Source organism: candidate division WOR-3 bacterium (assembly GCA_016867815.1).
Lineage (GTDB): Bacteria > Hydrothermota > Tepidihabitantia > Tepidihabitantales > Tepidihabitantaceae > UBA2258.
The window spans coordinates 1-11623 of sequence record VGIR01000089.1 but is presented as its reverse complement, the minus strand read 5'-3'; the positions used below and the strand labels follow the sequence as shown (position 1 = coordinate 11623).

Below are 11623 nucleotides of genomic sequence, written 5' to 3'. Positions count from 1 at the left end.
GATCCTACCTACGCAGCCGGCAACGCCAGCCAGAAGTGGTCAGGAGTTACTTTGCGGAAGAGCACGTCCGATATGCGGCAACATGACCTCAAGCTGTCAAACATTTAGTGCTCTCCGTAGTATGTATTCGCTTGTGTAGACAAATGTGTCTTGAGCTATATCGAGCGCTGTGTCGGAAGCTGCGTGCGAAGCTCTTCGCGTCGCTGTACCACGAGTTGTTCGCGAAGTCGTACCAGTCGTTGTTCCGGCAGTTGTTCGCGACGTTGTTCGGCTCGATGTTCAAGTTGATGTACGGTTGGTTGTAGGTCTTGTCGTGTCTCGCGCTGAATCGGCAGATGCTACTCCCCAGGCGGCCTGTGGGCCGAGGAGTGGGCGGCAGAATTGTGGTCGGAGAACGGTCTACCACTACATATGGATGCCCGCCAGGTCTTTGGACTGCGGTAGCGGAGCTGCCGCTTTCCCGAGAGAATGCGGTTCTCCAATGAACATCTCGCGGTACTGACTTAGCTTACGCGCCAGACCGGCTGCGAGTCTAAGCACCCGCGCCGGAACTGCCGTGTTCACTGCGGCGCTCAGTGCCGAACTGAACCGTAGACTCAACGCGCGGTTCAGCCCCGAACTCAACTCGCGACTGAACGCGGAAGTCACGGCACAGTTCGCCACGCGGTTGGCCGCCCCGTTGAGCTTGGCGTTGACGTCCCGGCTGACAGCGGCGCTGAACTCCCGAGTCTCGGCGCGATTGACCGCCGCGCTCAGTCCTGAACTCATCGCGCAACTGAGATGCGGGCTAAGTGCTTGATTGATGGCTGCATTGACGGCCGGGCTGATGGCAGCGCTGACTGCCAAGTTGTACCCGGCGTTGAACGCCGAGGTCACCCCCGGATTGACTCCCCCCTTGCCGACGCGAGTCTCAGACAGAGATCAGGGCTATCAGGTTGTGCCCGGTCAGGGCCACCAGGATTCCTCCACCATTCTCTCGTCCAAGTACGTAACCGCACCCGAGCCGTAACCTCATGTCGACGGCCCATGCCGTCCTCTATCATGCACAAGGGCGGGCCTTCGCCCGCCCCTGGCGAATTCCTCTCTCTTCCCTGGCTCCCTGCTCCCTTACTCGCTCTCCTCTGTCTCGTCTGCTGCTGCCGAGCCGCGGTAGGATATCGAGATGCGGTGGGACGCGCCGAGCTTGCCGTAGGGGGCAAAGGCGTAGTCCACGCCGATGCCATGCCAGGAAAGGCCAAGCCCGGCCCGGAGGCCCGAGAGCCCGTCAAAGTCGGAACCGGTGCGATATCCGACTCGGAGCGCGAGCATTTGGACCGGACGGCATTCAACACCAGCCGCGATGCCCGGCTTCTCGGTCTCGGAAAGGATGAAGTCCTGCGTGACGCCGACGATACCGATGTCATAGCGCCAGCCCAGGCGGGCCTGCAAGGGCAAGCCGTAGCTCTCTTGATACAGCTTCCCCTTGGTTCCGATGTTGGCGACCGAAAGGCCGGCCTTCAGCCCTTTCAGCGGAGTCTTATACATCGCGCCAGCGTCGAACGCTACCGCCGAGGTCGAGAGGCTCTCGTGCTGGTCGTGGACAAGCTTGAGCCCGAGTCCGAATGAAAGGTCGGAGAAGCTCCGGGCGTAGCTGAGGTTGAGCGACCAGTCTGCGGCTGAGAACACGTAGTCGGGAATGGTCTCCCCGCGGATGTTGATGCCCTGAATGGAGCCCGAGCCCCAGTAGTCGAACGCAAGGCCGAACTTGCCCAGCCCTTCGTTGCCGTACACGCCCGCCACGTACTCGTGGTTCATGTCGAGCAGCCATTGGTTGTGCGCGAGCAGGAGGTCGAACGAAGGCACGTTCGCCAGCCCGGCTGGGTTGTAGTACAAAGCCGAGGCGTCGTCGATCCAGGCAACTGCCGCCTCGCCCATGCCTACCACCCGCGGCCCGACCGGTATCTTCAGGAACGATACGCCAGTGCCGGCTAGCACCAGTACGGGCACTAGCAGGAACAGAAGTACGGCCGTGTGTTTCACGTTACCTCCCGGAAAAGAGATCGGATTTCACCACTAAGACACAAAGGCACAAAGAACACCAGCCAGCACCAAACAACCGAATAGGGGTTGTGGCGCGAATGTCCGTACCTCGCGCTTCCGACTTCCTGGGTTCGGGCTCTAGCTTGGTGTCTCGGTGTCTTTGTGGTAAGCATCGGGGTTCTATCGGATCACCGACAGCTTGCCGACCTTGCTGCTCTTGCCATCGGCTGAGACGACGAGGTAGACGTAGATGCCGCTGGCCACTTTGGCATCCCACTTGAGGTGGCCGTCGCCCTGCTCAGTTGCGCTCCAGACGGACTGTCCCGACGCGTCGTAGACAGTTACGCGCGCTCCCGCACTCAGCCCCTGGAAGTGGATGGCGTCATGCTCAGGGTTCTGGTTGGGCTTGAACGGTATCGGCGCGACGCGGAGCGAGTCGAGGCTCTGGTGCGGCTCCGCGCCTTTCACAACAACCGCGAAGCTGTCCTGCGCGCTGAAGCCCAGCGAATCCATGGCGGAAATGAAGACCCAGCCGCCGTAGTCATCGGGCGTAGCACCGGCGCGTAGAACCAGAGCCAGCGTGCACTCGACCGCTTGCCCGACCGCAAGAGATTCCGGCAGGTTGAGAACGTAGATGCTGTCCAAGGTCCCGTTCTGTCCCTCTACCTCTGCCTCAACCTTGAACTCTCGGAGCGGCGAGTGGCTTGGGCCGTCGGCCGCATCCGGGTTGTAGGACTGGCTAGTGTTTGCCAACATGAACCTGGCCATGCCGCTGGGCACGTAGACCGGCCGCAGACGCACGCTCATCGTGTCTCCGGCCACGTCCAGCGAGTCGTGATCTACATCGAGATCCCCGAGCTTGGTGACAAGGGCGTAGACGGTCTCCGCCAGCGGCGGCTCAAGGGTATCCGACCGGGAGATGACAACCGGCCCCGAGTAGTCGCCATCCGGCAGCTCCGGCGGAACGTAGGCTGCGAGAGTGCAGACCATGGCCTGCCCCAGTACCAGCGACTCGGGGAGGCTGCGGATGAAGATGCTGTCGATGGTTCCGCGCGGTCCGGCAAGGGCAGCGGTGAAGCGGAGCGAGCGGACGGTAGAATGGCTCGGCCCGTCGGCCGTATCGGGATTGTACGACTCGCTGGTGTTGGTGAGCAGGAACTCGCCCAGCGCGAACTCGGTGTAGACAAGCGGCGGCCCGGCTGAGGCCAGTCGTGGGCACATGCGGATGGTGTCGGCAACCACGTCCAGCGAGTCGTTGTCGATGTCGAGGTCGCCGAGCTTCCTGACCAAGACGTAGCAGCTCTCGTAGACCTGCAGATCGGCCGTGTCCTTGCCGCTGACGTAGATAGAGCCTGTGTAGTCGCCGTCACTGAAGCCCACCGGCACATAAGCCGCCAGCGTGCAGACCATGGTCTGCCCTTGCGCAAGCATGGCGGGCATGTTCGGGATGACAAAGCTGTCGATAGTCCCGCCCGGACCGGTGAGCGTGCCGGTGCATCGCAGCGAGTCTACCGGGGACACGCTCGGCCCGTCTATGGAGTCGGGATTGTATGACGCGCTGGTATTGGCGAGGATGAACTCCGCATACGCACACTCGAATTGTGCTCCTGCTCCTACGGTCACCCCGAGGGTTCGTTCCCACGGTGGCGAAGCCACACGTTGCGAGTCGCGGGGTTTCTCAGTCGAGATTCCTCCAATCGCGACTCCGTCGCTCAGTCGGAATGACGTCGAGGGCACGGTTGTCCATCTCCGCAGCCTCAACGTATCGGCTGCCACATCCAGCGAGTCACTGTCTATATCGAGGTCCCCGAGCTGGTAGAACTGGTATATGCGTAGCCCGGAGGCGCAGTGGTAGACATAGTCTCCATCGGCGACGACGTCCCAGCCATAGGCGCCAGAGTAATGCCCGGCCTTGCAGGGGCGCGTCGGGTCGGCAATCGAGACAACCTGCAGCGCCGCGCTGGTCTGGTTTGCCACGAAGGCATATCCATGGGTGACCGCTATTGCCGTTGGAAACATGACTACGGAGTCAAGACGTCCGATTTCCACCGGATGCGCTGGGTCAGCAACCGATACGACTCGAAAATTGCTGTCGCCCCCGATGAAGACACGGCCATCGCTCAAGGCCAGGCCCGTTACAGCACCTGGTTCGTAGCTCCCCACTTCCGTCGGGTGCGTCGGGTCGATGATCGAGATAACACGCAGACCACCGCCGCCAGCCGCAACATAGGCGTAGTCCCCAACGACTTCCACGTGCCACCAGCTCTGCCAACCCGGCGGCTTGCGGCCGTATCCGACCTCGACAGGACGATGCGGGTCAGCTATCGAGACTACACTCAGTCCTGCCGAGTCTATTACGTAGGCGTGGTCCCCTCTCACTGTCACCCCATAGGCCGCTCGCGTGGTGCAGCGCCCGACTTCAAACGGACGCGTCGGATCGGAGATCGAAATAACCCGCAACCCGGCGACGTCATCTGCGTAGTACGCATACTCCCCGCTGACCGCCACCCCGCGCGGCACGGCCAAGGTGGAACAGACTCCCACTCTTGATGGATTGGAGGGATCGGCAATCGAGATCACGTGGAGGCCTGCGATTGCATCTGAGAGCCCTGCCACGTAGGCGTAGCCTCCATCGACGGCCACACCGTTGGTCTGTCCTGCACCCCACCTGCCGACGAGCCGTACGTAGAGCGAGTCCTGTGCCAGCCCAACCCCAGCCAGCAGGGCAACACAAGCCACGAGAAGCGCCGTTCTCATTGTCGTTTCCTACTTCGTGACGAGGACCTTTCGGGCGCGCACCGTACTCCGTAGACCGTTCTGCGTGACAAAGTACACCCCGGGCGCGAGAAGGCTGACGTCATTTGCACCCGGACGGAGGTCAAGCACCTTCCGCCCGCTCGCGTCCATCAGGCTTGCCGCTTGTGGCTTGTGGCTTGAGGCTTCTGCCAAGGACAGAACGCCGCGGACGACAGTCGCTGCGAGAGCGAACCCCGCTCCGCATCGCTCTCGGCCTTCCTCAACGCCGCCCCCATAGTGCTGGTAGATGCGCAGTCCGGCAGTGGCCTCTGCTGCGTAGATGTACTCACCGCCAACTGCCACTCCGGCGGGCTGGCTACCCCGGTTGTAGTATCCTACCTCAACCGGCTTCGCCGGATCGGCAATGTCCAGGACCCGCAGTCCGAATGGGCTGGTGGCAGCATAGGCGTAGCCACCTGCTATGGCAACGTCAGTCGCCGTGCCAGCCAGATCATAGGTACCGACCTCAGCCGGGTGCGACGGGTCAGATACGGAGATGACGTACAGCCCGATAGCATTCCCATCCACGACGTAGGCGAACTCTCCGCTGACAGCCACGCCGTTGGCGGGACCGGTCGTTCCGCAGTACCCGACTTCGACCGGATGGGCAGGGTCCGCAACCGATAGGACGCGAAAACCGCCGGTGTCGTCGGCCACAAAGGCGTGGTCGGCGTTGACCGCCACATCCCAGGCATAGCCGGGCGTATCGCAGTAGCCGACTTCGACCGGATGGGCTGGGTCAGCCACCGAGATGACACGCAAACCGGAAAGGCCGTCCGCGACATAGGCATGCCCTCCGCCAACAGCCACACCACAGGCCTCGCCCGGCGTGTCGAGATCGCCGATTTCGACCGGATGCGCGGGATCCGCAACCGCCATGACGCGCAAGCCCGAGCCGAAGTCCGCGACATAGGCATAGTCTCCGCTGACGGTCACACCACAGGCTCGGCCCGGTGTGTCGCGATAGCCGACCTCGACCGGGTGGGTCGGGTCGGAGACGAGTATGACACGCAGCCCGGAATTCTGATCAGCGATGTAGGCGTAGGCCCCAACCACGCTCACGTCATCGGCGATGTTGGGGGTCCCGCAGCCGCCGACCAACCGAACATTGAGGGAATCCTGCGCCAGCGCAACGCTGGCCAACGTCAGGATCAGTACGGACGCCAGTAGTGGAATTCTCACTGCTACCTCCAAGATGGTCTGGAACTTGAGGATCTCACGGCTCGGCCCCAGCCGTCACAGCCGGATGGCAGCACGCTCGACCTTCCCTCAGCAAAGGCCCGACCCGCGTGGGTAGGAGGAAGTACAGGGAAGCAACTGCTCCATGTATGACATGTTACGCCTACGACGCAGCCTGTCAATTCGCGTAAGCCTTGGCGCTTCCAGAACGTACCCCCGAGCGATCCGCCAGCAACATCCGCAGGCGGTCGCTGCGGTGCGACCGTCTGCGGGCCGATCATGCGTGCTCGGTCACGACTAGTCGTCGTACACGATCTTGATGTACGGTGGATTCGACGCGTACGTGCCGGAGACGTCGGTGTAGTACCCGTTCTCTGTGCCGCTGTAGACCCAACCCGTGAGGAGAACGGTGGTATCGCCCGTGGCTCCGGAATCTGCTATGGCCGCGCAGGCCGAGAGCCGGAGCGGGACCTTGTACCAGCAGTCATCATTCGCTCGAGTGCTGTCCGTCGCGAGTGTGTCAGTGCTGTTCCAGATAGCCATGTATATCGTGTAGTACCCGGCGGGTTGAGGTGGCCATTGTACGTCGGCGTACCAAGCGTTGAAAAGCAGGTCTGCGTCGCCGGAGTGTGACTCCTGATAGTAATAGAGAGTGCAGGCGGGAATCCCGGACGGGCAATCGAATGGAGGTATCTTGAATTGACAGACACCGATCTGCCGCGGGTATGGCCAATCTGGATGCTGCTGGGAGTACCTGTAGAAGGCCCGCGTGATCATGAGTGTGTCCCAGTTAGATACACCTGACTGCTGAGTTCTCCATACTGGTACAGGTCGATGTGACCAGTAGGGTTGATGAGGGCATTGGTCGTGGCATAAACCGTGTGCGTTGTCGCTGCGTGGACGTCGTTGTTGGGAAGGCCTACTGGCTGCTTGCAGCCGACCAGCATGATGACTGCCAGCGCAAAGAGCGCCAGTGCTGACTTGTGGGACATGTATCCTCCTTGTCCCATGCTGTTGCGGACATTGGCGGACATCTGCCTGCGCGAATGAAGGCTACACGAATGCTCAGCGTCATCGCGCAGAGATCGCATGAATCTCGTTACTTCGATCAAGGCCCTGGGGCACTTGCCGTTCCGATCGCCGCACCCGATTGTCCTCACGCTTCGAGCCCGGGAAGACCCCAGAATGTATGGATGCCGCTCGGACTCCTATCCCACATGATGACCGTGCAGTGCTGAACTCCGTGCTGCAGGACAAGCTTCCGAGCCGCTTCGTGTCGGCTCACGGGAACGGCAAGGTGCCATGACGGATACGCTTCACCGAATCTCCGCCACTGCGACCCGGCCTCCGCTTCGGTGACGGAATCGTCAGTCTCGACTTCGACGACCCAAGCTCCCTCACGGCCGGGAGCAGCCGACGCGATGACGTCGATGTAGAAGCCTCCCAGTTCCGCGTTCTCCACACCGTCGGGATTCAGCCAGGCGTGCCAGCCATGTGCTCGATATATGCGACCGGCAGCTCTTGCCGCATCATCGTGGTCAGACTGCTTCGCTACGGTTCTCAGTGCCACACTTGACTCCCCCATGTACCAGCGAGTTCCTACGGGGTGCGACGCGAACGCCGCACCCCGCTGTTCTTCTGCTTGTACGCACTGTATCTTACCCACCTAGGTCTGCGCCCGATACAGGCGCATACCTGCGACTTCCTGCTTGTCATCGAATGAGACCATCCGACCAGTGCGCAAGGCACACGCTGTGCCAACGTGGTCGCCACTCCATAACCCACAGTGAGCCAGCAAGATGGCATTTCGAGACCTTCTGCACTCAGCGTCCGAGTGCCACAACATGGGACTACCCAGGGGGAGGGAGGGCAATTGTATCCAGTTGATTTACTTGGTGTTACGGCAGTCCCATTTCGCGACACAGCCGGTGCCGCAATGTGGCACTCAGGAGCTAACTTTCTAATCTGCAGGCCTTGCGTCACGTTGGCATGCCCGACGCCCAGATTCTGAGATGCGTCGGGTGGACCGCAGATTGTGGGCGGACGAGGACTTTCTTAGTTGGAGATGCGGTGTTTGCGCAGGAGGCGGTAGAAGTGAGTGCGGCTGCACCCGACGAGCCTGGCTGCGGCCGATGCGGAGCCGTTCGCACGACCGAGGACATCAAGGAGCGCCACACGTTCTGCTTCGTCGGCAGCGCGACGCCGCACGCCGCGCATGCTCACTGTCGGCTCGACCGGTGAGGTCAGATTTCGGGCTTGGCGGAGCTCAGACGGAAGATCATCTGCTACGATCGTCTCGCCGCGGGCGACAATCACGGCTCGCTCAATCACGTGCTTGAGCTGACGGATATTCCCGGGCCAGGGCGATTCGGCCAGCAGTGCAAGGACCTCGCTGCTCGCCCGGCGTGCCGGGCGGTCGTATTCCTGAGCGGTGCGAGCGATGAAGTAGCTGGTGAGGGCGGGCAGGTCTTCGCGACGCCGGCGCAGTGGCGGCAGTGTATGCATCACGGTGTTGAGCCGATACAGGAGATCGCGTCGGAAAAGGCCCTCATGTTCGCGGGCCTCAATGTCCATATTCGTAGCTGCGACAACGCGGAGGTCGACCTGCGTGGTCCTGATTCCGCCGACGCGAGTAACCTCCTTGTCTTCTATAACCCGCAGCAACTTGGCCTGGAGCGGCGCACTCATGTCCCCGATTTCGTCGAGGAAGATGGTCCCGGCACGCGCCATCTCGAATTTGCCCGGCCGGGACGCGACTCCGGTCGCCGCGCCTTCTTCGACCCCGAAGAACTCGGCCTCGAGCAGGTGTTCCGGCACTGCCGCGCAGTTGACTGTGACGAAAGGCCTGTCGGCACGCGGGCCCGATTCGTGCAGTGCACGAGCGACAAGCTCTTTGCCGGTGCCGCTCTCGCCGCGAATCAGCACGGGTACGGCGGCCGCGGCGAAACGGACAACGTCGGCAAGCACATCCAGCATATCGCGGTTGCCGCCGATGACCCCGCGAAAGCGCAGTCCGGGAATCGCGGCGGACTTGCCGGCATCACGCGCGAGTTCTCTAAGCCTGACCAGGGTAGGTACGAGTGCACGGGATACGATGTCGAGCTGCTCGGAATCGACCCGAGTCGGGAGCGGGCCTTTGCGTCCTAGCCACAAGATCCCGAGGAGACGCCGGTCCTGCCTGACCGGCAGTAACAGCTCATGGTCGGTCTGCGACAGTGTTGCGCGGCGACGAGCCAGCCCGGATAAGTCCGGCTGACCTCTGAGCGCCATCGGCTTCCCGGCCACGAGAATCACGCCCTGATCGTACTGGAGGTTGAGGCAGAGGGTCTTGAGAGCGCGCTCGATGAACTGCTCGGGCGTAAGGGCAAGCGCGGCAAGGTCAGTCAGTCCCTGCGCCAGTGCGGAGTCTCGGTCAGCGCGCATCTCCAATCTGTACAGCAGTCCGCCAGCTTCCTCGGCCTCGGCGACGACCGCGAGCCGGCGGAAGGTCAGTAGTGCGGTCTGCAGTAGCGTCCGTGCTTCCTCGGACCGACCGAGGTCGATCAGTAAGCGCCCGCGCTGCAGCCGGGCAAGCGCGAGGTCGAACGTCTCGCCGAGCGGTTCGAGCGCGGCCTCGGACCGGGCAAAGAGGTCCAGCGCCAGGTTCGCGTCGGAGCGGGCCGTAGCCAACCGTGCCTCGACTCGCAGCACGTGACCCTGTTCCTTCTGCAGGTTCAAGTCTACCGCGTGGCGAGAGGCCGGGATCAGCATGGCGGACGCATCATCGAGCCGGCCCTGGGCAATTGCCAGTTCGGCCCGCCGTCGGCACGCGGTCGCGAGCACGCAGCGGTCGCCCGCGAGTTCCCCGAGACGTACCACCTCCGCCAACGTCGCTTCAGCCGGCGCCAGGTCTCCGGCGCGGAAGTGGGTCCAGCCGAGATTCGATAGAGCTTCGCGATACAGCCGACCGGCCTGCTGGGTCGTCCGCTCCGAGTCGACAACCACACGGAACATGAATGCAGCGTTCTCGAGGTCGGAACGATTCAGCGACAGCTCGCCAAGCTGCATCCGCGCGGACAAGAGCAGGTCGCGGTAGTTGTACTCCTCGCAGAGCGCGATCGTCCGGTGGAAGTGCTCGGTCGCTTCGGTCCAGCGGCCCATTGACTCAAGGGTCCAGCCGATGTTGTGCAGGTCAATCGCTCGGCCAAACGTATCTCCGGCCGCGATGCTCGCTTCCAGGCACTGCCGGTTACAGGAAAGCGCCTTGTCCAACTCGCCACGCAAGCCGTAGACCCCGGCAAGCTGACTCAGCGCGGACCGCTCTCCCTGAGCGAAGCCCGAATCCCTGCTGGCCTGCAGGAACTCCTCGAAGCACTCGAGCGCACGCTGAAGCTCGCCGCGCTCCTGGTGAATCATGCCAACCAGGTTGAGCCCGGTCGCACGCGTGCGCTTGTCGCCGGTGGTCTTGGCGATCCTGAGTATCAACTCCGCATGGCGCGCGCTGCCGTCGAGGTCACCGGACCGACGCAGCAGCTCACTCAGCATGGACGCGGCTCGCAGCCAGTCCGTCGTCGCACCGGTAGCACCGGCATCGGCGAATGCCTGCGTGAGCAGTGGCTTGGCAGAGGCTGGGTCTTTGAGCCAGAGCTCCTCGGCCAGCAACAGCTCAGTCTTGACGCGATCAGCCCGGGTCGCGGCTGATTCGGCCCGCGCTCGCAGGGCCTGCAGCCTGTCCGGTCGGCTGTCGTTCTCGCTCATGGCGGAGTTAGGATCAGCATAGTGTTGACGCACGCCAAGTCAAGCATGCGATACTGATGCGATACTGATGCGATACTGATTCGGTTGACACCTGAGGATGATGCAATAACCTATTGCGTTCTTCTCGCTTGCCGGACACCGTCACCTGATTCCAGGTGATGTTGTCCGTACGCACCAACGCGGCCGAGGAAGCACGATAGCAGGATGAACTGCGCCATGGGGCGTTGAGCAGCCAGCTGTCACAACTCAGACGAAGAAAGGAACGACGCGATGGCGAGACTACGGTGCCCGAGCTGCAGCAGCGAGAATACGTGGGCCAAGTACATCCATGACCCCTGTCCGGGCGCTCCGGCAGGCAAGACGGAATGGGAAGCGGAGGCCGAGGGCGCGACGCCCACCGGCACGCCCTACCCGAAACCGTGCCCGCACCCGAACGACGGCACGATGACCAATGCGGCCAGCGTCACGTGCCACGACTGCAACAACCAGTGGTAGGCATGGAATCCTGAGCAGGGCCCGGCCCGTTCCTGCTGCCTCTGCGAGGGCTGCCTCCGGCAGCCCTCGATTCTCATCCGCCGTACGGGGCCTCCGAAATCCCTCCTCGTTGCGCCGGACGCGAAAGGGAGGGGCGGCCGCAAGGCCGCCCCTCGTGATATCGGGAGATCTTCTTTCTACTTGAGGACCGCGGTCTTCTGAGCGTAGAGCCCGGCCGGCGTCTTGACCTGCACCAGGTAGGTGCCGTTCGCGAGCTTGGTGCCGTCCAGCTGGAAGCTCAGGCGCTGGCCGATGACGGCGGTACGGGTTTCGCTTCCGACCAGCCGGCCGTCCGACGCGTAGGTCCTGAGTTCCACTCTGCCTGACACCGGCGCGATGAACTCGATCAGGGCTTGGC

9 protein-coding genes are annotated in these 11623 nt (G+C 62.6%); 1 reads left to right on the top strand and 8 read right to left on the bottom strand.

Annotated elements, in window-relative coordinates:
* Positions 1 to 405: 405 nt before the first annotated feature.
* The 8 genes from FJY68_11545 to FJY68_11510 all read right to left on the bottom strand — a co-directional run bounded on the left by FJY68_11545 (position 406) and on the right by FJY68_11510 (position 10731).
* Positions 406 to 876 carry a hypothetical protein gene (locus FJY68_11545; protein MBM3332460.1) on the bottom strand — a complete coding sequence of 157 codons (471 nt, stop codon included), beginning with the start codon at positions 874 to 876 and terminating at the stop codon, positions 406 to 408.
* A gap of 231 nt (positions 877 to 1107) precedes the next feature.
* Positions 1108 to 2040 (bottom strand): UPF0164 family protein, encoded by a 933-nt coding sequence (locus FJY68_11540; protein ID MBM3332459.1) that lies wholly within the window; start codon positions 2038 to 2040, stop codon positions 1108 to 1110.
* Positions 2041 to 2199: 159 nt separating this feature from the next.
* On the bottom strand, positions 2200 to 4776 hold the full coding sequence (locus FJY68_11535; protein MBM3332458.1) for a T9SS type A sorting domain-containing protein: 2577 nt from the start codon (positions 4774 to 4776) through the stop codon (positions 2200 to 2202).
* A 9-nt stretch (positions 4777 to 4785) separates the two neighbouring features.
* On the bottom strand, positions 4786 to 5997 hold the full coding sequence (locus FJY68_11530; protein MBM3332457.1) for a hypothetical protein: 1212 nt from the start codon (positions 5995 to 5997) through the stop codon (positions 4786 to 4788).
* Between the two features lie 294 nt (positions 5998 to 6291).
* Positions 6292 to 6771, bottom strand: coding sequence for a hypothetical protein (locus tag FJY68_11525; protein MBM3332456.1), 480 nt, complete (start codon positions 6769 to 6771; stop codon positions 6292 to 6294).
* A complete protein-coding gene (locus tag FJY68_11520) occupies positions 6768 to 6986 on the bottom strand; it encodes a hypothetical protein (GenBank protein MBM3332455.1) in 219 nt (72 codons plus the stop codon). The genes FJY68_11525 and FJY68_11520 overlap by 4 nt, the downstream gene beginning before the upstream one ends.
* 164 nt (positions 6987 to 7150) lie before the next feature.
* The gene (locus tag FJY68_11515) at positions 7151 to 7564 is read right to left on the bottom strand and encodes a hypothetical protein (GenBank protein MBM3332454.1); all 414 of its coding nucleotides are present in this window, start codon (positions 7562 to 7564) and stop codon (positions 7151 to 7153) included.
* A 485-nt stretch (positions 7565 to 8049) separates the two neighbouring features.
* A complete protein-coding gene (locus FJY68_11510) occupies positions 8050 to 10731 on the bottom strand; it encodes a tetratricopeptide repeat protein (protein MBM3332453.1) in 2682 nt (893 codons plus the stop codon).
* A gap of 270 nt (positions 10732 to 11001) precedes the next feature.
* Here FJY68_11510 and FJY68_11505 point away from each other — a divergent pair, with 270 nt between their 5' ends.
* Positions 11002 to 11226 carry a hypothetical protein gene (locus tag FJY68_11505; protein MBM3332452.1) on the top strand — a complete coding sequence of 75 codons (225 nt, stop codon included), beginning with the start codon at positions 11002 to 11004 and terminating at the stop codon, positions 11224 to 11226.
* The last annotated feature ends 397 nt before the right edge of the window (positions 11227 to 11623 follow it).

What these genes read in the sequence shown, in the direction of transcription:
- FJY68_11535 (MBM3332458.1), bottom strand. Translation starts at nt 4,776, where the DNA reads ATGAGAACGGCGCTTCTCGTGGCTTGTGTTGCCCTGCTGGCTGGGGTT.
- FJY68_11525 (MBM3332456.1), bottom strand. Translation starts at nt 6,771, where the DNA reads ATGATCACGCGGGCCTTCTACAGGTACTCCCAGCAGCATCCAGATTGG.
- FJY68_11520 (MBM3332455.1), bottom strand. Translation starts at nt 6,986, where the DNA reads ATGTCCCACAAGTCAGCACTGGCGCTCTTTGCGCTGGCAGTCATCATG.
- FJY68_11510 (MBM3332453.1), bottom strand. Translation starts at nt 10,731, where the DNA reads ATGAGCGAGAACGACAGCCGACCGGACAGGCTGCAGGCCCTGCGAGCG.
- FJY68_11505 (MBM3332452.1), top strand. Translation starts at nt 11,002, where the DNA reads ATGGCGAGACTACGGTGCCCGAGCTGCAGCAGCGAGAATACGTGGGCC.